Origin of the sequence: Sarcina sp. DSM 11001 (genome assembly GCF_900101015.1) — a bacterium.
GTDB lineage: Bacteria > Bacillota > Clostridia > Lachnospirales > Lachnospiraceae > CAG-791.
Window position 1 is genome coordinate 146,689 of record NZ_FNFZ01000006.1, and the last position, 20,735, is coordinate 167,423.

Consider the following 20,735-nt stretch of genomic DNA (forward strand, 5'->3'; position numbering starts at 1 on the left):
TTTAGCCCGGGAACACAATACAATAAATGATAAAATAAATTTACATATTGATTGTTGATTGGTTATAATTTGTATATCGTATTCTTATACTGTTTTTGTCTGCCGGAGGGTGTGTTTTATGAAAAAGAGTATCATTGCCATATTGCTGAGTATTATGATGATTTCAGGGAGCATAGGCGCTGTACCAGTTTTTGCATCGCAGCCTCCTGCCGTTCAGGAGACTGCGGACATCCTTGCTGAGGAAGATGGATTTTCCCCGGAGAGTGGATCATCCGCCGGGGAGGATCCGGTTCTTGTGGATGAATCTGCTGTAGTGGAGACAGGCACAAACGCTGCTGAAGATGCTGCGGAAGAGCAGTCGGGACAGCCTGCGGAAGAACAGATGGTAGGTCCTTCTGAAGAGCAGCCGGGACAGCCTGCGGAAGAACAGATGGTAGAACCTTCTGAAGAGCAGCCGGGACAGCCTGTCGAAGAACAGGTGGAAGAACCTTCGGAAGAACAGATAGAACAGCCTGCCGGAGAGCAGACAGAAGTGCCTGTTGAAGAGCAGGTGGAAGAAACTGCGGAAGAACAGATGGAACAGCCTGCGGAAGAGCAGACAGAAGTGCCTGCTGGAGAGCCGGTGGAAGAGTCTGCGGAAGAACAGACGGAAGAGCCTGCTGAAGAGCAGGTGGAAGAGCCTTTTGAAGATCAGGCTGAACAGGCTGCCGAAGACGAAAATGTGGGTGAGCCCGCCGGGACCAGAAGCGGATCCATCGAATCCCCTGCGGACGAATCCATTGCAGATGGAGACGTCGGCGAAGACAATTGGGAGGATGCCGTTCAGGAGGAAATCCCGGTGCCGGAGGAACTCGAACAGTCCGAAGCCATGAACGACGGGGGTGACGCCGCAGGGGACGACCAGGTCGTAAGCGGCTCCTTTGCCGAACTGCAGCAGATGATCAATGAATGTGAAGTCGGCGGCAGCATCACCCTGGAACGGAAATATGTGGCCGGTCCGGAGGAGAAAGCGCTCGACCTGGGTTCCGAAGGTCTCAAGCATATTACGATCTACCTGAACGGCTATACCATCGACCGCGGCCTGGCTGATTCGGAGGCGGTGGACAAAGGCTATGTATTTTTGGTTTATAACGACTCTACCCTGGAACTGTACGGTCCCGGCACCATTACGGGCGGGAACAACACCGGTAACGGCGGCGGCATTTTTTTTGAGGGATATGGAAGCCGTCTTGAGCTGCACAACGGGGTGTCCATCAGTGGCAACAAAGCGAAAAATGGCGCCGGCATCTATGCCACTGGCTCGTCTGCTGCTGATCTCTGGATAGAAGGAGCAACAATCAGCGGTAATACAGCGAACAACGCCGGCGGCGGTGTGTATGTGAACAGCGGCTTTAACGGCTTTATGATGACCGAAGGCAGCATTACGGAGAATACCGCATATACCGCTTCTGCCGTCTATGTCGGTGAAGAAGCCCAATTTGTGTTAACTCACGTCTCCCCCACCGATAATTCCACGGAAATCACCGGCAATTCCGCGGAAAACGGTCCGGCCGTCTATTTAGCTGACAACAGTTCCTTTGAGATCTACGGCTGCCCGGTCATCAAAGACAACACCAGCGGCGGCAGGTCTTTTAACGTCAATGTACCGGAAAACTACTACATTTACGTGGGTAGCTATTTGTATGATCCCGCTGAAATCGGAGTCTCCACCTCTGCCACGCCTGGAGATGACGCGCCGGTTGTTTTTACATCCGGCCTGAGCAGCAATGGCCATGCAGATGCGTCTGCTTTCTTCAGTGACAGCAACGACTATCAGGTTGTCTCGACGACGGAAGGCGAAGCAGCCCTTGCCGTGCGGCCGGCTTATGAAGTCGAGATTAGCGAGATCGAACACGGTTTCGTGAGCGCGGATCCCTCAAGAGTTTACGCGGGCGATCCCGTGACCCTCACCGTCACACCGGATGCGGGTTATGAGCTGGATACGCTGACAGCGACCTATATATCGGGTGACGGGGGACATCAGGAAACGATATCGCTGGTTCCTGTATGGGACGACGATACCGGGAATTATACCGCTTCCTTCACCATGCCTGCTGCAGATGTGACCGTGGATGCGGCATTCATCTACACCGGGCCCTGGAAGGAACTGCGGGGGCTCCTCAGCGCGGGAGGGACTGTGACCCTGACGAAATCGTACACCGCGTACCCCGGGGCGCAGCCTCTGGAGATCCCGGACGGCGTAAGCGTCACGCTGGATCTGAACGGTTATGACATTGATCGCGGTCTGACTGACCTTGAGGCGCAGGCTGACGGCAGCGTCATCGTCAACAAAGGCACGCTGGTCATCAAAAATTCCGGCAGCGGATCCGGCGGCAATATCAAAGGCGGCAACACCGACGGTGGCGGCGGCGGCATCATCAACTACGGCACGATGACGCTGGAGAGCGGCAATATCACCGGCAACAAAGCCGGCACCAGCGGCGGCGGCATCCATAACACCGGCACGCTGACGATCACCGGCGGCAGCATCTCGCAGAATACCGCCGTCAGCCTGCACGGCGGCGGCATCTATAACGCGGAGAGCGGCACCTTGACGCTGTCCGGAGGCCTGATCCAGAGGAATGAGGCACAGGGCGAGGAAAGCCAGGGCGGCGGCATTCTGCAGAACGGCACGATGAACGTGTCCGGCAATCCCATCGTTGAGGACAACACCGCGCAGCAGGGCGATAATATTTATCTGCGCGCCAACCATCCGACCATGGAAGTCACGGGCGCGTTTACGGAAGGAGCGTCCCTGTATGTGACGAGAGCCAATGGTACGGGCGTCATCACCTCCGGCTACGGCACATATCACAGCGAAAGCCCGGAAGAATATTTCACCGCCATAGGATACCGTATTATAACGAATGATGGCAGCAGAGAGGCGGAGATCGTAAACAGTGACGACGTAGTGGACTATTATGAGCGTTCCTGGGTGAATAATGCTGTTTCCAGCACGCTAAAAGCGCATAATGCCGAGCCAGTGCCGAATAGCATCTTAGGGTTCAGCGGCTGGTATTATCTGGACCGCGACGTCACCATTAACGGCCGCGTGGACCTGAATGGCGACACTTACCTGATCCTCGGCGACGGCTTCACCTTTGACGTCAAGGGCCTGTACATCCCTCAGGGCAGTACGCTGACGGTCTACAGCCAGAGCGACGGCGACAATGCGGGCAAGATCATCTCTCATCCGGGAAGCGTACAGGGCGGTGCTGCCATCGGCGGCTATTCCGGGAATGACAACGGAAATATCGTGATCCATGGCGGAACGATAGAGGCCAGGGGCTACGACCACTGCGCGGGTATCGGCACCAATGACGGAAAAACCGGCGGCGATATCACCATCTACGGCGGCAAGATCAAGGCTATAGGCGGCAGCGACGGCGCGGGCATCGGCGGCGGCCGGAACTGCAGCGGCGGGACCATCACCATTTACGGCGGCGAGATCACCGCGAACGGTCCGACGGATTCAGACTGCAGTGAAAACGGCGCGGGCATCGGCGGCGGAAACTGCGGCGACGGCGGGTTGATCAACATTTACGGTGGTACGATCCAAACCTACAGCCGCGACGGCGCGGGCATCGGCGGCGGCGACAACGGCGCCGGCGGTAATATCACCATCAACGGCGGCAACATCACGTCCACCAGTGTAAATCAGGGGCAGGGAGCCCGCATCGGCGGCGGCTGCGACGCTGCTCCCGGCACGATCACCATAGGCGGCGGCACGATCACGACCAATGGCGGTTCCGGCGCAGACATTGGCGGCGGCAAGGAAAACAAATCGGGCGGTACAGTCACCATCACCGGCGGCGTCATCAACGCGAGCGGCAGCTACGGCATAGGCAGCGGCGAAAGCGGCGCTGATGTTGCCATAACCCTCGATTACACGGAAGAGACAAAGGGCAGCATCAGCATCACCGCCTCCTCTTATGGCGGTACGGTGACTCTGAACCAGTCTTTTGGCAAGTACACCGGAAATGCCGGACAAAATCTGGATAAAATATTCATGCCTGGTGTGGTTTCTGACAACAGCCTGCTGGCCCGAGGAGCACTGAAAGCATGTGATGTCGAAATCAATAGCTGGCAGACGCTTCAGATGGTGATCGACGGCGCTCCCGACGGTACGACGATCAAGCTGGATAAGGACTTCGCGGCGACCTATGAGACTGATGCCGCCCTGAAGGTCGGCAGCAATAAGAATATCATCATTGACCTGAACGGCCATACCCTGAACCGGGGTCTGACGGAATATGAAGCTGCAGTGAACGGCCATGTCATCCTGAACGAAGGCAGTCTGACCATCACTGACAGTCTCGGCGGTGGCATGATCACCGGAGGTAACTGCTCGGATAGTGCCGGAGGTATTTACAACAGCGGCACGCTGACTATCATCAGTGGCAGTATTACCGGCAACAAATCCGCCGCCTGGGGTGGCGGGATCTACTTGCCGGATAGGACAGGAGCGGTTCTGAACCTGAACGGCGGTTCCATCACAAACAATATCTGCGGCAGTAACGGCGGCGGCGTGCATGTGTCCGGAACGGCGTCCATGACCGTTTCCGGCAGCCCCGTGGTTACCGGCAACAAGAAGAATGAAATCGCCAACAACATCAACCTGGCCGAAAACGCGGTCATACAGGTTACCGGCTCGCTGGACCAGGGAGCGAACCTTTTTGTGTCCTCTTCCGGCGGCGCGGTTGTTATCACCAGCGGCTACAGCGTGAACAACGGCACGACCGATCCGGAAACGTTCTTCCACGCAGACAATGCCGGGTATAACATCGTGCTGGACACCGGCGAGGCAAAGATTGATACGGTTCTGAATGGTATCTTCTATGACGAACTCAGTTGGAACGGTACGGCAACTGTATCTGAAACTAAAACCGCGAATAAAGTCCGCGCAGTACCAGAGGACGGCGGCATGACCGACGGCTGGTACTATCTGAACAACAATGTCACGGTGGACGGCCGCGTTCTCCTCACGGGAGATACGAACCTGATCCTGGGCAATGGCCATACCCTCGATGTGAAGGGCATTTTCGTCCCCCAGGGCAGCACGCTGACGATTTATGCCCAGAGAAATGACAAGGACGCGGGCAGCATCATTTCTACGCCTGCCGGCGGCGCGGCCATCGGCGGTTATTCACAGCACGATAACGGCAATATCGTCATCCATGGGGGCGTCATCGAAGCCACGGGATATGATAATTGCGCCGGAATCGGCGGCAATGACAGCCGCTTGACCGGCGATATCACGATTTACGGCGGTTACATTACCGCCACGGGCGGCAGCAACGGCTCTGGCATCGGCGGAGGCCGAAATAGCACCGGCGGCAATATAAGCATATACGGAGGAAATATCGAAGCGTACGCCGGCGACGACGGCGCTGGCATCGGCGGCGGCGAGAGCGCCGGGGGCGGAAACATCACGATCTATTATTGCGATCATATCGAGACCCTCAGCAAGGATGGCGCGGGTATTGGCGGCGGCGAGAACGGTGACGCCGGCACGATCAAGATTCATGGCGGCATGATCGATGCCATGGCTGTCGGCGACGCCCAGGGCGCGCGCATTGGCGGCGGCAATAATGGCAGCGGCGGCAGCATCACCATCACAGGTGGTGAGGTCTATTCCTACTGCGGGGACGGCGCGGGCATCGGCGGCGGCGAGGACGGCAGCGGCGGCACGATCACGATCAGCGGCGGCAAGATCGTCGCGCGTTCAGACGATGGTAATATTGAAGGTACAGGCACAGACGTCAGCGGCGATGGCTGCGGCGCGGGCATTGGCGGCGGTAACGGCGGCGCCGGCGGCAACATCACCATCACGAACGGCGACATCACCGCGTACATCGTGAATGGCGCGGGCATCGGCGGTGGTAAAAACGGTGACGGTGGTACGATCAACATTGACGGCGGCAATATCACCGCAAACGGTCCGACAGATTCCAACTGCGGTGAAAATGGCGCGGGCATCGGCGGCGGCAGCGGCGGCGCCGGAGGCACGATCACCATCAACGGTGGTACGATCCAAACCTACAGCCGCGACGGCGCGGGCATCGGCGGCGGCGACGACGGCGCCGGTGGCACGATCACCATCAACGGCGGCACCATCACGTCCACCAAAGTAAATCAGGGGCAGGGAGCCCGCATCGGCGGTGGCTGCGACGCTGCTCCCGGCAAGATCACCATCAGCGGAGGCACGATCACGACCGATGGCGGATCCGGCGCGGGCATCGGCGGCGGCAAGGGGAACACATCGGGCGGCACAGTCACCATCACCGGCGGCGTCATCGACGCAAGCGGCAGTTATGGCATCGGCAATGGTAAGGACGGCTCCGATGTGTCCACTACGCTCGGTTATACGGCCGCCACGAGAGATGACATCAGCATCAAGGCTTCCTCCTATGCAGGCACGGTGACCCTGGAGCAGCCGTTTACGGACGGAAGTGAGAATTTTGAGCCTGGCGGGGTGACCGATTTAAGTCTCCTGGCCAACAAAACCCTGACGGCCTGGATACCGGTCGTCACCATCAAGGGCGTGACGGGTTCTTTCAACGACAAAATCAAGCTGAACTACTACTTTATTATTCCACAAATCCTGCTCTCGGATCAGAACGCTTATGTGACCCTCACCAATGAAAAAACTGGAAACAGCAAAACCCTTTACATCAAAGAGGCGGAGTATGTCGAAGGCAAAGGGCACAAGTTCAGCATCCTGCTGGCAGCGAAGGAAGCCAGAGACACCATCACCGCAAAAGTCTTCGACGGACAGGGCGGCGCGGCTGTGATCAGGGGCAATCTCAGGGACAATGACTACACAGATACCGGCGTCCAGTATACATTGGTGCGGTATTTGGACTGGCTTGCGGCCAACGGGGAAACGGACAAAGAAAAAGCGCTCGGCACAGCGGCGAAGGATTACTGCACGGCGGCACAGATCTATTTTAACTATCATGCGGACGACCTTGCGGTGAGCACTGCGGTGGGCGCGGTAACAGAGAATGAACTGATCAACTATGCTGCAAGCCGTTCAGGCACACTGCCACCGGGCGTCAGCATTCGCGGCATCTCGGCGATGCTGGAATCCGACAACACGCTGCGCCTGTACCTGGGCTTTACGGATGTCGAACCGTCGAGCCTTACTTACATGATCGGCGGACAGAGTGCTGAGCTCAAAAAGCGTTCGGACGGCGCGTACTACCTTGCTCTGAATGCCGGCGTGTATTCGAACCATCTGCAGGACACCAATCTCTACTCAATCTCGGATGGCACGAATACCTATACGCTCACGATGTCAGTGCTGACCTACGCGCGCTCCTGTGCCATCAAGAGCAAGGAAACTGAGAGCAATCTCGGCAAGGCGCTTTACCTTTACAACCAGACCGCATCCGCCATGTTTGCAAATTAAGAAACTGAAAGAAAAATTTAAAAACTGAAAGAATAATTAGGAAACTGAAAGAAACAGGAGACGATTCCTCCATTACCGCCTTCATTACCACTCTTAAGGTGCTGTTCTAAGTATTCATACATGTTTGCGGGCATTCGCCCATGGCCACAAAGTATGGTTTATTTGTACCGGCAGCATGCGCCGGAGCGAAGATGATAGGGATGGAGATTCTAAAACAGTGTGTACAGGGCTGGAAACCGCATAACTACGCGGAATTCCGGCCCTTTTTTCATTTTCGGTACACAGATCACAGACCGACTTACTGAATATTTTCGTAAATCTTCTTTCGCACAAACGTTTCTTTTTATGTCGTCGAACCTGAGGGAAAACTAAGGTGTCGTTGAACCTTAGGGCAAACTAAGGTGCCGTCGGATCTGCGGGCATAATTAAGATGTCGTTGAACCAGCTGGCAAATTACGGGTGCCGTAGAACCTGCGGGTAAAAAGGGAATATGGATGTTATGTGCTGACGAAGTTCCGGAATGAAGGTATAATTGATTCTGTCGGGAGTTGATACTGAGAGGGTTTGAAATGAATGACAAGATCGAACAATTGCTTCAATCTCCATACTATATTATCGACATTCTGCCGATGCAGGTGCCGGAAAACAGTCTCGGACAATACTTTGCTGTTGAAGAATACTACCTTAAGGATAATCAGTTTGAAGAGATTAAACGGAAGCATATCAATTTAGTGCTGAAACTGAATTGCTACAGAGATATATCCATAGATGAAGAAGCTGTGATTAATCCTTCTCCAAAGCATATTGCCAGGGAGATGCGAAAAAGATATCTCTATATTATGCTTGGCGAATCCATGATTCTCTCCGAGCCGGACGATACGCATATGACGGTCTTTAATCCTGATCCTCAACTGTTGGAACTGATTAAAGCAATCGCTGCCGGTGAAGGTCTTTATGTGTGGAAGCCCTCTTGCTGATCAAAGCAAATGACGCAGTACAAGGGTCGTTACATATCCTTTACGTGGAATCAGTACTGATTATAATTCTTCTGGTTTGGAATTATGAATTCGCATCGCAAAGGAGGGTGTGAAGATCAAAATCAGATAATCATATTTCATAAACCATAGTGGAAAAGAGCCGTCAGAGCTGATCTGGCGGCTTTTTTGCTGTCAGGTTATTAGGAGGAAAATGCCAATCGGGTACCTGATCCCATTACAATGTCTTCACTGGTATGAGGGCTTGAATTTATGATACCTGGCACCTATGTGCAGGAAGAGATCGCGAAGATGAAGGGCGTGTCGCAGAACACTATCTCCAGGAAGTTCCGCAGGATAAAGAAGCATTTGACCGGGATATACAGGGAAGCAGTATAAGGCCGGAGCGGGTAATCATAACTGAATATGGTGTCAAATGGCGGCGGGAAATTTTCCTGCCGCTTTTGATGATGGGATATTGACAAAAAGCAATCAATGGCACATATTTATGATGAAATAAATTAAAAAACCTATCATGCACTCTGCGGAGAATAAAGTGATTGAACATAGATCAGAAAGACATAGAGCAGTATCTTTCCGAGGTGAAGGAAGCTGTTGAAAGGGATAACTACCGGCTTGACCGGAACGCCAGACGTCAGGACAACATCAATCTGTTTCTGGATTATATTATTGACGAGGCGGAAGCAAAAGAAATCATATTGAGCCTGACTGTAATGGATTTTTCGGAGATCCTGCAGAATGAGCATAAGGGATATGAGCACGAAAAGCTGTATGTATTCGGCAAGGACGTAACCCTTTTGGAGAGGAACGGGACAGAAGAAAAAACAGTATCTCTGTATATCAAGTTCAATAAGCTGGAGAACTGTTTTGTGATCGTTATTTCGTTCCACGTACAGAAGTATCCGCTTACATACTATTTCAGATAATCAGGAGGCAAATCGGAAGTGACCATTATGAAAGAGAAGGAAAGAAGAGATTTCTGTATAGAGTGCAGGAAAGAGACCGAGTACCTTTTGCAGAAGAAGGACATCGTAAAGACTATAAGGGATAAGGAATACATCTTTGCAATCACCGTGGCTGTCTGCGCGGAGTGCGGAGAGGAAATGAGCATACCGGGTCTTATTGATAAGAATGTTCAGGAAATCGATGAACAGTACAGGGCGGCAGAGGGACTTGTATCTATTGACGATATCGAAAAGATCATGAAGATATATAAGATTGGAAAGGCTCCGTTGTCCCTGGCGCTTGGGTTCGGAGAGGTGACGATACCGAGATACCTGGAAGGACAGGTGCCTTCCAAAGAGTATTCGGATATCATTAAGGCGGCGCTTTCATCCCCGGCTTACATGAAGCAGAAACTCATGAAGAACAGGGAGAAACTGACGGATGCGGCATACAGGAAGGCGTTTGCAGCGGCCGAAAGCATAGAGAGCCTGTTTTCCGTATCAGATAAGATGCTCCGGGTAATCGCGTATATCTTTGAAAAGCTGGAAGAGGTGACGCCTCTCATGCTTCAGAAGTTGCTTTATTTTATCCAGGGCGTGTATTCCGCATTGTATGGAAGACCGATTTTTGGAGAGGACTGCAGGGCATGGATACACGGTCCGGTTTATCCTGAAGTATATGACCTGTTCCGGGATTTCAAATATAATCCGAGCGATGATGCGCGGTTTGCGCTTCTGGAAGGAATGGAGGATGCCCTGACGGATGACGAGAAGCGGGTTATCGACCTTGTAGTGAACACATTCGGGATGTATGGCGGAAAGGTACTGGAGAAGATCACGAACAATGAGGATCCATGGATAGAAGCGAGGAAAGGATACGGCGACAGCATTCCTTCCAGTGAACTTTTGCCGAAAGAGAGGATCATGAAGTATTATATTCTAATAAACCAGAAATACGGTATAGATACGGAGGACGGCCTGCGGACATATATTCATGACATGCTTGATAAAGCATCATGATTCATAGCGGCTAAATCCGGTTCATAAAGTCAGAGTATAAGGCTCAGAAGAGTTAAAAGCCCTTCACAACGGCACTGATGTCAATCGGCATCGAGTCCGTGGTGAAGGGCTATACAAGGTCGATATCGGATTTTTTATGCTGACCAGGGAAACCTTTCCGGATTCAGATCAGCCCGTCCATGAGGGCCCGGTTGATCTCATCCAGCCTGGGGGAATGGACGATCCGGGAAACTATAAGCTGGCTCAGCTTCGTGTCGTAGGCTTCATAGGTCTTCTGATCAAAAAGGACCCATTCGACCAGGTCGAGTTCGCCGGGATGGTCTTCAATGAACTCGTTTACTGTGGCAACGGCGATCTTTGCGGCTTCTTCCAGAGGGTATCTGTACGCGCCGGTTGAAATTGACGGAAAGGCCACGCTGCGAATCTTGTGGTCCACAGCCACCTGCAGAGAATTCCGATAGCAGTCCGCAAGGAGCTGTGCTTCCTTTCTTTTTCCGCCGCCCCACACCGGTCCGACCGTGTGGATCACGTATTTACATGGAAGGTTGTATGCGTTTGTCAGTTTGGCCTCGCCGGTATTGCACCCGTGGAGTGCCTTGCATTCCTCCAGCAATTTTGGCCCGGCCGCCCGGTGAATGGCACCGTCCACGCCGCCCCCTCCGAGCAGGCTTTTGTTTGCGGCATTTACGATCGCTTCCACATCGGAGATCTTTGTGATGTCTCCCTTTACCATACGAACTTCGGTTTCTTTTCCTGCACCGCCGGAAAACTCCCTGCGCAGTTCCATGAGAGCGATCCCCAGAAGCCCCTGCCCCGGCCATTGCGCCATGTCTGTAGACGCGGCGGCCGCGGCATCCAGCCCGATCCCCCAGACCTTGTCCAGCGGACTTGCCTCTGCGAGAACCGCGTTTCCGGTATCAAGAAGTTTCTGTTTGAGATCCGGATTCTGCTCGAATTTAGCCCGGTTTCCTTTTTTCACAATGTCAAATTTCACTTGATTCCAGGTCTTTATATCGAAAGGGGCCACCTCCCTTCCGAGGGCTTTGCATTCCCGGGGCTCCGTTGCCTGCAGGATCGCTGTATACCTGACAGAATCGTGGAACAGTTTTGCCTTTTGTGCCATCATATACTGTTCGACATGCAGATATTCAAAATCATCGACCGTGAACTTGCAGCGATACCAGTTTGAAAGATATCCGTTCTCTTCATTTTCTTTCCAGAAAAAAACGAATGGCTGCTGTCTGACCGGGCGCCGCATATAAATATATTTCTTCTCCCAGTCTTCATCGCGGTAATGGCTGTACTCGGAGATCTGGCAGCCGTGGCAGAGGTCATCCGCAATCTCCAGTATGACGTCGGAAAGCTCCAGGTCTTTCTTCCACTGATCGTCGATCGCGTTATAGCCCAGAAGGGCTCCGAGAATATTCCCTGTAACTGCCCCGGTCGAATCGCTGTCGCCTTTGTGATTGACAGCCGCAATGATTCCGGCGGAAAAGTCATTCTGATATTTCAGGGCGCAGTACAGGGAGATTCCAAGAGTCTCCTCCCCGACCCAGCCTTCTCCGAGCTGATGAATGTTGTCAAGATCACTGCGGGATCCATCTTCGGACAGCGTCACTGCCAGGTCAATAATATGGATCAGATCGGCCAGATGAGAATCTCCCGCAAAGATCTTTGCCGCTGTATCCCGGGCTTCCAGGACGATCTCTTTTAATGACATTTTCCGGTCTGCCGGAGGGAACACGATTCTGTTGATAATATGGACCAGCACGGCGGCCGGCATGTATCCGAGAGAGTGGCCATGGGTTATGGCCGCCAGCTGCGCCCCCTCCATATCCAGCTGCTCTATATCCATCATCTGATAGTTGACCGCGATCGGGGCCACACGCATGATTCCGCCGCAGCCTTTGCTGTCATTCCGCTTTGCTTTTACATAATCCTTAAATCTTTTCCCGTTCTTTTCCTCTTCAAGGGCGGAAAGACACGTGCCTCCGGGGGCCCTTCTGGAATACAGGCCGGGAACATCCAAAAGCCAGGAGTATCCGCCGGAATTTGTATAGCGCTCATGCTTGTTTACTTCCTGCATGGAAGATTCCTGCGTCAACAGCCAGTCCAGATAAGCCCTTTCCACATAGTGTCTCGGCCAGCCGCTGATTCCGCGCATTGCCCCGCGCGTATCACGGACAAGAAGACCGTTTGCCGTGAAAAGAGTCATCTGCGTATCATCAGAAATCAGTGCTTTCCCGGTCAGAGGATCTTTTTCAAACGCAGTGATTCCTCCGGATCCGTATTTAAATAAAATATCTCTCTCCGACATGAACTCCACAGGGTATCCCAGCGCATCTCCGACAGCGCCGCCATAGATACAGCCGCGGATCGCGTCCAGGTGAATCTCTGTTTCCTTCTTTTTTTCAAGGGCCCGGTCGATTTCCTCCTGATCCTCATCCCGATAGAAATGGGCAAAATTACGGGAGAATTCTTTGAAATTATACTGATCGACAGTATGATCCATGACTGCAAAATCGATCCTGCGGAACACGTCTTTTTCTTTCATGCCATGAAAATCAAATTCTTTTAAGGCTCTGTAGAACAAGTCGGAGACAAGGCGGGCATCATTGCGAAACGCGCCGCATCCAAAGGCTCCAAGGATAAGATACTGATATCCCATGTACGCCGCCACTTGCAGCATACCGGTGATCCGCTTATACATCAGAGATTCATACTCTTTCCGCGACATTCCTTCCATGCCGTATTTCAGCATCGGCGCAGCACAGGTCATGACCGCCACAACAACAGTATCCTCAAGAAGATTACCGTCTTCGTCCTTGATGATCTCCACCTGCGGATTGATCACGACCGCATCCGAACCCATATAGGTATCAAGTGACCGGTTAAATCTGTAATAGGGAAGCGCGTTTTCGCTTTCCAGCGACAGAAGCAGCGAGCTCTTTCGGCACAGATCCTCCTCCTGCGCTTTTGCGCCGCGGCGGACACCGCCGCCGGGATTGACCGGATTGGCAAGATTCAGCACGAGGATCGGCTTTGCATCCTTCCTCTCTAAACCGGATGAGAATTGTTCACGGCGCTTTCTGGCAAGACTGAAGGAATCCGCATTTACACAGCCGTATCCGCATCTTCCCAACACGCAGACACGTCTAATACCCTTCTCCCTGGAAATCGCTTCAATGTCTTCAGGCAGGAATACCCTTGCCGCTTCCATCTGCTCGCGGGTCAGCTTCAGTTTTCTGCTTTCATCCCCGATTTTGTAATATCCCTGCGTCAGGATTTTCATCGTATCCTGAAACACTGCAATGTTATCCTGTCTCATAGTTTCTCCCTTTATCCCGGTTTGCCGTAGTCTATAGGGACGGTCCTTTTGTGTCTGTCCCCTTGTTTATGTCAGTGTGAACAAGGGGACAGATACAAAAGAACCGTCCCTCTGTTTTCTATTTAAACGACTTTGCTTCTGAAACAAACTCTAGTTTCAACACCATTCCCATCCCGCGGGCGAGCCGTTTGACCATTTCAAGACTGGGATTTCGAGTTCCATTTTCAATTCTGCTGATATCTGCCTGCGTAATACCAGTCCTCTCAGAAAGCTCTTTCTGTGTCATATTCTGGCTCTTTCTGGCATTGATCATCGCCTGAATGATGTCATACTCCGGCTCAAGGGCATCATATTCTGCTTTCAGCTGAGGGTCTTTTTTTAACTCTTCATCACGATATTTCACATAGCTTCCCATGACACTACCTCCCATCTGGATGTCTCATTTCGTAATCCCTGCGATATCTTTTTGCCAATTCCCTCTCTTTCTTTGGCGTCTTTTTTGTCTTCTTTACAAATCCATTGGTCAAAACCGCTTTCTTCCCAATAAAAAAGAAATATAGAACCCGACTGATATCGTTGCTCTGCTTTGCGCGCAGTTCAAATATTCCATCCTCGAGATGTTTAGAATGCGGTTCTCTAAGCTCTGGGCCGTTTATGACCAGCAGATCAATTTCCCGGTACATTTTTGCCCGCATTTTTATGTCAAGACTGTTCAGGAACTTTCTGACTGGTTCGGTTCCATCAGGTAATTCATAAAAGTCTACATCTATGTTCATCTTTATTCTCCAGCTTACAATATTATTATATGTTTTATACGACATATTTGTCAAGGATACTGTTCCCTGGCTTCTGCTTGCCATTTTAACGATCAAGTTATAGAATATATCCATTGGTTACTCTGTTTGTTTATATTATTGTATCCAACAGATACTGTCGACATGTAAGAGAGGTGTGAGTGTCTTATGGAATCATTGTTTATGCCGGAAAGATTAAAGAAAATACGTGAGGCCAGGGGACTTAACAAAGCTGAGGCGGCAAGGCTGCTCGGTTTATCTAAAATGGGATATCTGCGTTATGAGTCAGCATCCAGGACGCCTTCCCATCAGACAATTGTATTTATGGCACAAAAGTTGGGAACCTCTCCCGATTATTTAATTGGTATAACTGAAGATTGCGAACCAAAAGAATTCGTAATCTCTAAATCTGTCGATCCTGCACTGTTTGAATTGATCACAGATATAATTGATAAGAAGAACCCCGCCCGAGACAGGGTGCTTTCTTACTACAGGAAATTGAAAGCCTCAAAAAAACAATAGCGATCACACACAAATGTATTATCTGATTAAGCTCACTCCTAACATTCCCCTTACATCTGGAGACTACCAGATACTGCAACGAGTACTTACAGTTGAGCTTGGCAGCGCAGAGGATTATCAGCGAGAATAGTCTATAGGGACGGTCCTTTTGTGTCTGTCCCCTTGTTTATGTCAGTGTGAACAAGGGGACAGATACAAAAGAACCGTCCCTCTGTTTTACTTGGATCAGCAGGCGGTGGCGGTGGCGGTTATGCTTTATTTGATTTGAAGAGGAATTTTTCTAAAATAAGCATGGATGTTGGGCGATTGGCTGGATCCGAAAAAGCTGATGCGACATTATCTATCTTTCTTAATGATAAATTTGTAGAGGAAATTCAATTAAGTTCAAATGTAACTTCTAAGTATATAGAAATCGATCTTGCACATTCTGATAATATGAAAATTGAGTTAAGAACTTCTACGTTAGGCGGTCGATACGGATTTGCAAATGTGGTTTTTGAATACTAAGCCATGTCTAGTGTAAATTAATCTTCTCTCGGTAGGTAGACGGGAGGACATTTTGATGGAAAAAAATAGAAAAGAAGAAAAAGACGAAAAATAAAGAAACAAAGAAGTCAGTAAGAGAAGGGCGAATAATCTATAACTAAGAATGATGATGCCGAGTACAATGCTAAGCATGGTGTGAAGCCTGGAAAGAAGGCAGTACAGCAATGGATCCGTCACAAGAAATTCGGTGAGGGAGTTGTTATTGAAAAGAAGGGTGGCTTTTTGATCGTCCAGTTTGCAAAGTGGGTCGAAAGCAGCTCAATGAGAAAGTGTGCCTGGATAAGGGGTTGATTGAGTGTGTGTGAAATGCTTTAAGGGAAGAATATGTTTAATCATAAAGATGGAGAGAAACCTATGAAAAGGAATACAGTAATTATTGTTTTAACGATATTATTTATCTGCCTTACATATCTACCTGTTTTTGCCTCTCAGCAGAATGATGAGTCCAATCAAGAAGACATACAGGTGTTTCAAGACCATCAGTATTTGGTTATTCTCCCTCCTTCCTTTCAAAGAGAAACGGAAAGTTACTCTTGGATGTAGGCGAAAGAATGGTGTGAACGTAACGGAGGGCATCTTGTCACACCGAATAGTCTTGAAGAGTATGAATTCCTTTATACTCTTATAAAAAATATTCCAGAGCATAAAGAAGAAATAAACCAAATGGGTGAGTACCCAATCAATGGCTTTTGGATTGGGATTTATTCTACCCCTGATGCAAAAACACGTTCTTTTGTTACAGAAGAAGAATTCAGGCCGGATATTTTTGGAATGGATCCAGGCTATTGGGGAACAAACAAGTATTACATGTATTCCGCTATAAAGCCCGGGGGTGGTAATAATACTATTATGGCAGGAGAGGATGATGAATGGTGCGGAGAAAACTTGGGATATGGTTTTATCTGTGAATGGGACAATAATGATTTGATTTCAATCAATAAGGCGGAAATATTAATAAAGGAAGAGCAATATACGGGTGAGGCTATAATCCCGGAAATTACAGTAACCTATAAAGGGGAATCCCTTAAACAAGGTGAGGATTATACAATTAAATATGATGAAATAACAGACGCAGGTAACGCAACAATAGAAGTAAGCGGAAAAGGTCGCTTTAAAGATACTGTAGAAAAAACAATCCAGATAAAGCCCTTAGATATATCCGAATGTACAGTAGAATTGCCAGATGGGGATAGCTATGGTTATACTGGCAAGCCAGTTCGTCCTCCGGTTTTGGTCAAGTATAAAGACAAAACAATTCCATATCTTCCAGACAAGACCTTTGATATAAACGATACATCATCCAAGAATATAGAAGCAGGTAAAGGTTATATTATTATTGAGGGAAAAGGAAATATTGTCGGAAGAGAAAAGAAAAATATAAAAATTTATAGTTTAGTGGATCCGGATGAGATCGAGCGAGTTGTCAAAGAAAATAGCTTATCAGAAGCTGACAATGCTTATAAAGCACTTTTAAGCATAAACTCTAAATATGGAGAACGCTTGATGGAAGATCGTAACGGTATAAACATTTTTTTGTTTGAAGGAACAGGAAATGACAGTTCTTCAAGTATGAGAATGAATGCCATGTGTGTTGTTGCCAAAGAGGGTAAAATAATATTCTTTAATCGAAATTGTACAACAATTCCTGACTATCCGTTTACCCCTTCGAAAAATGGCGGCACCGATATGCCGACAATTAAAGATGGGATCTATAGATTTACAACAGTTAATCACAGAGGAAGTTATGCTGCTCTAAATATCCTAGGAGCAAATGTTCTTAGATTTTCAAGTAATACAAAATATTACGATGATAAGAGTTCTGCAATTAACGTGCATCAACGAAGCACAGATTCTAATTCTCCGGTAAATAAGAGCTGGGCAAATTCTTCGGGCTGTCAATTAATTGGAAAAAAAGCTGAATATGCTTCTTTTATCAAATCTATTGGGATAGTTGATAGCGCTACTGTAAAAAAATATACAACTTCAAAAACCGGAAACATAATCATTGATCGTACATATGCATATGGATATATGCTCAATGTTGGCTATCCAGAAGAAGCCATTAAAGTAATTAGATGACAAATTTTGATGAGAAATGAGAAACGAGGGCTGCTACACATATAGCTGTCTGATTGCCTTAGTTGACACACCATTCACAGAGACGCAGCACGGCGAGGATGGTATTGATCGCCAAGTGTGGATGTTTCCGATCCCGCAGGTCCCGGACAATGACGTGAAGAAGCCAGGGATGTTCGTATTTAAGGACTGGGAGGATTACCAGAAGAATGGAAAGAACGTCGACGCCAAGTACAATGCTTCGCATGGTGTGAAGGCTGGGAGGGCCAAGAAGGTTGAGAGGATCCGTCACAAGAAATTCGGTGAGGGAGTTGTTATTGAAAAGAAGGGTGGCTTTTTGATTGTCCAGTTTAGTAAAGTGGGTCGGAAGCAGCTCAATGAGAAAGTGTGCCTGGATAAGGGGCTGATTGAGTTTGTTTAGAACGTAGCAGAGGAGCTCATTTCTGTTTGACAACAGATTGCTCACAATTTTATAATGGATTCAATAATTTCTTACACATACGAAAGGCACAGAACAATGACGGTTGACTGACAGCTTGCGCGCACTTGGGCTATTGTTATGAGATGGATGTCTCATAGGAGCCTGTGTGCGCTTATTTTGTTTTTGACAGATTAACCACTGACTGTTCTATCCCAACTCCACCAACCCACACCAAAAATCGGAGGTCTACATTATGAGTAAATTATCGAAACGAATAACAGCTATGCTGCTTTCCGGAATGCTGGTCATAGGATCAGCTCCCTGCAGCGTTTTTGCGGCTTCAACAGATGTGGACCCGGGCCAAACATCTGAGATTGCGGAAGAAATGTTTACAGAGGACACTTCAGAAGAACTGGTGGCTGGGGGAGAAACATCTGAGATCGAGGACACTTCAGAAGCACCTGCGAGTACAGCAGATTTAACTGAAGAAGCATCAGCGGAAGAGGAAGCACAGTATTATACTGTCACCCTCGATGCTAATGGTGGGTACTTCGAGAACGAGTGGGATGATTCCATTGGTGATTATGCCCAGAAGGCAGAAGTGATAAACAAGCTAGTTCCTGTTGATGGGACTGTTGCAGCTATTCCTGTGTTCACTGATCAGGAGGGCCAGGCTATGCTCTTTGCAGGGTGGAGTCTGGAGAGAGACGGTGAGCTTGTATCTCAGGCAGAGGAAGGATACGTTCCTGTGGATAGCTGTGTCCTTTATGCTGTGTGGCAGGCTGAAGATGTTGCCATAGGAGAAATCGGGGAACAAGAAGTGGCTGATGAAGGCACTGAGCAGGCTGATTCTGTACAGGAACTCGAAGAAGTTTATGCGGCAGAAGAATCAGCGGACGCAGTAACGTCAGAGGAAAACCCTGTCGAAGAGGATGAAGTAACTGATTTTACTGAGGATACTTCAGATGTACCGGCGGACGCGGGGGAAACGACTGAGTCCGAGGATATTTCCGGCGCATCTGCGAGTACAGGAGATATAACTGAAGAAGCATCCGGGGAAGAGGCAGAAGAAGTACAGTACTATACCGTCACACTCAATGCTAACGGTGGATACTTCGAAAACGAGTGGGATGATGCCATTGGGGATTACGCCCATCAGGCAGAAGTGGTAGAGAAGTATATCCCTGTTGACGGGACTGTTGCTGCTTTTCCTGTGTTTGTGGATCCAGATGGGCGGACCATGATCTTTGCAGGATGGAGCCTGGAGAGAGATGGTGAGTTGGTCACGATGGGGGATGAAGAATATGCCCCTGTGGATAACTGTGTCCTTTACGCTGTATGGCAGGCTGCTGATGAATATACCATGCCTGATTCGGAGAATGAGCAGGATGCTGCGTCTGCTCAAGATGCGGCTTATTCAGACGCGGAGGAAGAGGAGACCAGTGAGGGGACATCTGATTCCACTGTCGCAGAAGAAGAAACAAATCTTGAGCCTTCCGAAGAAGAGGAGACAGTTAAGGAAGAGCCTGTTGGAGAACAGGCCGAGGAGGTGGTTGAAGAGCAAGTCGACGAGCCTGACAAAGAACAAGACGAAGACTCTCAAGGCAAAGACTCTTTGGAAGAAACGGTCGATATCGATCAGGATGAGGCAGGTGAACAAATAAATGAAGATGCAAGTGCTGCAACAGTACCGATTGCAACTTCTGAATCATATAGATCAGGACCATACTATACTAAATTATGTAATACATTGGATCAATATGCAGGCGCATCTCAGAAGGAAAGGTTTGTACAGATTGCTTTGAGTCAGAAGGGATACAAGGCAAGTACTAAAGCAGCAGATGGCTCTGTAGATCTTTCCGGTAATGGAAACGCTTTGGGTGGTTATTGCGAATTTATGCATATTATTAATCCTAGCCACTTTGGAGATGAGTGGTGTGCCGCATTTGTATCATGGTGCGGAAGAATGGCTGGTTTGCCGGAAGCTCTTCTTCCTACGACTGCCGCAGCCAGAGATTTTAGAGATAAAGGATCTTCTTATGGAACCGTACATAAGTTATGGTCTGAAGATTATAGTACTTACATTGATTATCAGCCTAAAAAGGGTGATATTGTTTTACTAACACCAACACCGGATTTATGGAATCAAGGCTTTAGATGGAATAAATCAGCGCATGTTGCAATAGTGTCAGAGGATGCAACAACTCGAAATAGTGATGGGGGCTGGATATTCAAAACGATTGAACGAGGCGGTGATTATAATTCAGCTACCACTTCGGAAACAGTAGCAGGTAACACTGTTGGATCCAGAACGGCTAGTACAAAAAAGATGAGGAATGAGGGTTATCCCTGGTTTCAGATGATCATTACGCCGAATTGGGAGGATACCGGCGGTTCTGATACCCAAACTCCCAGAGTTCATGATACGCTTCCTGTTGACATGGGAGAGGAGTTTTATGCTTATATCCGAAACCAGTCTCACAATGCATACCTGACTAATCAGTTGAATAATATCGGAGGAGAGGAATTTACCGGAAATAGCAGACAGATCTGGAGGTTCAATAAACAGAGTAATGGAGCTTACTCAATTTCAAGTGTCTATGACAATGCGTGCATGGATGTACTTGGGATTACTC

Annotated in this window: 12 protein-coding genes and 2 pseudogenes; 10 read left to right on the forward strand and 4 right to left on the reverse strand. The window is 49.3% G+C overall.

Annotated features, from left to right (window positions below; genetic code table 11):
• Positions 1-118: 118 nt before the first annotated feature.
• The 5 genes from BLT02_RS04745 to BLT02_RS04760 all read left to right on the forward strand — a co-directional run bounded on the left by BLT02_RS04745 (position 119) and on the right by BLT02_RS04760 (position 10,412).
• Positions 119-7,453: an InlB B-repeat-containing protein gene (locus tag BLT02_RS04745; RefSeq protein WP_092992074.1), complete on the forward strand. Its 7,335-nt coding sequence runs from the start codon at positions 119-121 to the stop codon at positions 7,451-7,453.
• A 569-nt stretch (positions 7,454-8,022) separates the two neighbouring features.
• On the forward strand, positions 8,023-8,430 hold the full coding sequence (locus BLT02_RS04750; RefSeq protein ID WP_092992076.1) for a hypothetical protein: 408 nt from the start codon (positions 8,023-8,025) through the stop codon (positions 8,428-8,430).
• Between the two features lie 270 nt (positions 8,431-8,700).
• Entirely contained in the window at positions 8,701-8,826 is a 126-nt protein-coding gene (locus BLT02_RS18085; protein WP_278277368.1) for a hypothetical protein, read from the forward strand.
• Positions 8,827-8,987: 161 nt separating this feature from the next.
• Positions 8,988-9,374 (forward strand): type II toxin-antitoxin system MqsR family toxin, encoded by a 387-nt coding sequence (locus BLT02_RS04755; protein ID WP_092992078.1) that lies wholly within the window; start codon positions 8,988-8,990, stop codon positions 9,372-9,374.
• Between the two features lie 27 nt (positions 9,375-9,401).
• Complete coding sequence (locus tag BLT02_RS04760) at positions 9,402-10,412, forward strand: Panacea domain-containing protein (RefSeq protein WP_092992079.1); 1,011 nt, start codon at positions 9,402-9,404, stop codon at positions 10,410-10,412.
• A gap of 163 nt (positions 10,413-10,575) precedes the next feature.
• Here the strand turns inward: BLT02_RS04760 and BLT02_RS04765 are convergent, their stop codons facing one another.
• The 4 genes and pseudogenes from BLT02_RS04765 to BLT02_RS04780 form a co-directional block, all read right to left on the reverse strand.
• Positions 10,576-11,145, reverse strand: a complete 570-nt coding sequence (locus BLT02_RS04765) for an O-acetyl-ADP-ribose deacetylase (RefSeq protein ID WP_347474898.1) — start codon at positions 11,143-11,145, stop codon at positions 10,576-10,578.
• 45 nt (positions 11,146-11,190) lie between these two features.
• A pseudogene (locus BLT02_RS17725) lies at positions 11,191-13,740 on the reverse strand (TIGR02452 family protein); the annotation flags it as partial.
• Between the two features lie 118 nt (positions 13,741-13,858).
• Positions 13,859-14,155: a helix-turn-helix domain-containing protein gene (locus tag BLT02_RS04775; RefSeq protein WP_092992081.1), complete on the reverse strand. Its 297-nt coding sequence runs from the start codon at positions 14,153-14,155 to the stop codon at positions 13,859-13,861.
• Positions 14,156-14,159: 4 nt separating this feature from the next.
• Entirely contained in the window at positions 14,160-14,630 is a 471-nt protein-coding gene (locus BLT02_RS04780) for a type II toxin-antitoxin system RelE/ParE family toxin (RefSeq protein WP_347474897.1), read from the reverse strand.
• A gap of 72 nt (positions 14,631-14,702) precedes the next feature.
• On the opposite strand from BLT02_RS04780, the gene BLT02_RS04785 reads away from it, so the two are divergent.
• The 5 genes and pseudogenes from BLT02_RS04785 to BLT02_RS04810 all read left to right on the forward strand — a co-directional run.
• Positions 14,703-15,056 carry a helix-turn-helix domain-containing protein gene (locus tag BLT02_RS04785; protein ID WP_092992083.1) on the forward strand — a complete coding sequence of 118 codons (354 nt, stop codon included), beginning with the start codon at positions 14,703-14,705 and terminating at the stop codon, positions 15,054-15,056.
• A gap of 306 nt (positions 15,057-15,362) precedes the next feature.
• Positions 15,363-15,563: a hypothetical protein gene (locus BLT02_RS04790; protein ID WP_139187414.1), complete on the forward strand. Its 201-nt coding sequence runs from the start codon at positions 15,363-15,365 to the stop codon at positions 15,561-15,563.
• A 702-nt stretch (positions 15,564-16,265) separates the two neighbouring features.
• Positions 16,266-17,681: a hypothetical protein gene (locus BLT02_RS04800; protein ID WP_092992089.1), complete on the forward strand. Its 1,416-nt coding sequence runs from the start codon at positions 16,266-16,268 to the stop codon at positions 17,679-17,681.
• A 16-nt stretch (positions 17,682-17,697) separates the two neighbouring features.
• Complete coding sequence (locus tag BLT02_RS04805; RefSeq protein ID WP_092992091.1) at positions 17,698-18,099, forward strand: hypothetical protein; 402 nt, start codon at positions 17,698-17,700, stop codon at positions 18,097-18,099.
• A gap of 253 nt (positions 18,100-18,352) precedes the next feature.
• Positions 18,353-20,735 (forward strand): annotated as a pseudogene (locus tag BLT02_RS04810) (InlB B-repeat-containing protein); the annotation flags it as partial.

What these genes read in the sequence shown, in the direction of transcription:
- BLT02_RS04745 (WP_092992074.1), top strand. Translation starts at nt 119, where the DNA reads ATGAAAAAGAGTATCATTGCCATATTGCTGAGTATTATGATGATTTCA.
- BLT02_RS04750 (WP_092992076.1), top strand. Translation starts at nt 8,023, where the DNA reads ATGAATGACAAGATCGAACAATTGCTTCAATCTCCATACTATATTATC.
- BLT02_RS18085 (WP_278277368.1), top strand. Translation starts at nt 8,701, where the DNA reads ATGATACCTGGCACCTATGTGCAGGAAGAGATCGCGAAGATGAAGGGC.
- BLT02_RS04760 (WP_092992079.1), top strand. Translation starts at nt 9,402, where the DNA reads ATGAAAGAGAAGGAAAGAAGAGATTTCTGTATAGAGTGCAGGAAAGAG.
- BLT02_RS04765 (WP_347474898.1), bottom strand. Translation starts at nt 11,145, where the DNA reads ATGGTAAAGGGAGACATCACAAAGATCTCCGATGTGGAAGCGATCGTA.
- BLT02_RS04775 (WP_092992081.1), bottom strand. Translation starts at nt 14,155, where the DNA reads ATGGGAAGCTATGTGAAATATCGTGATGAAGAGTTAAAAAAAGACCCT.
- BLT02_RS04780 (WP_347474897.1), bottom strand. Translation starts at nt 14,630, where the DNA reads ATGGATATATTCTATAACTTGATCGTTAAAATGGCAAGCAGAAGCCAG.
- BLT02_RS04785 (WP_092992083.1), top strand. Translation starts at nt 14,703, where the DNA reads ATGGAATCATTGTTTATGCCGGAAAGATTAAAGAAAATACGTGAGGCC.
- BLT02_RS04800 (WP_092992089.1), top strand. Translation starts at nt 16,266, where the DNA reads ATGGGTGAGTACCCAATCAATGGCTTTTGGATTGGGATTTATTCTACC.
- BLT02_RS04805 (WP_092992091.1), top strand. Translation starts at nt 17,698, where the DNA reads ATGAGAAACGAGGGCTGCTACACATATAGCTGTCTGATTGCCTTAGTT.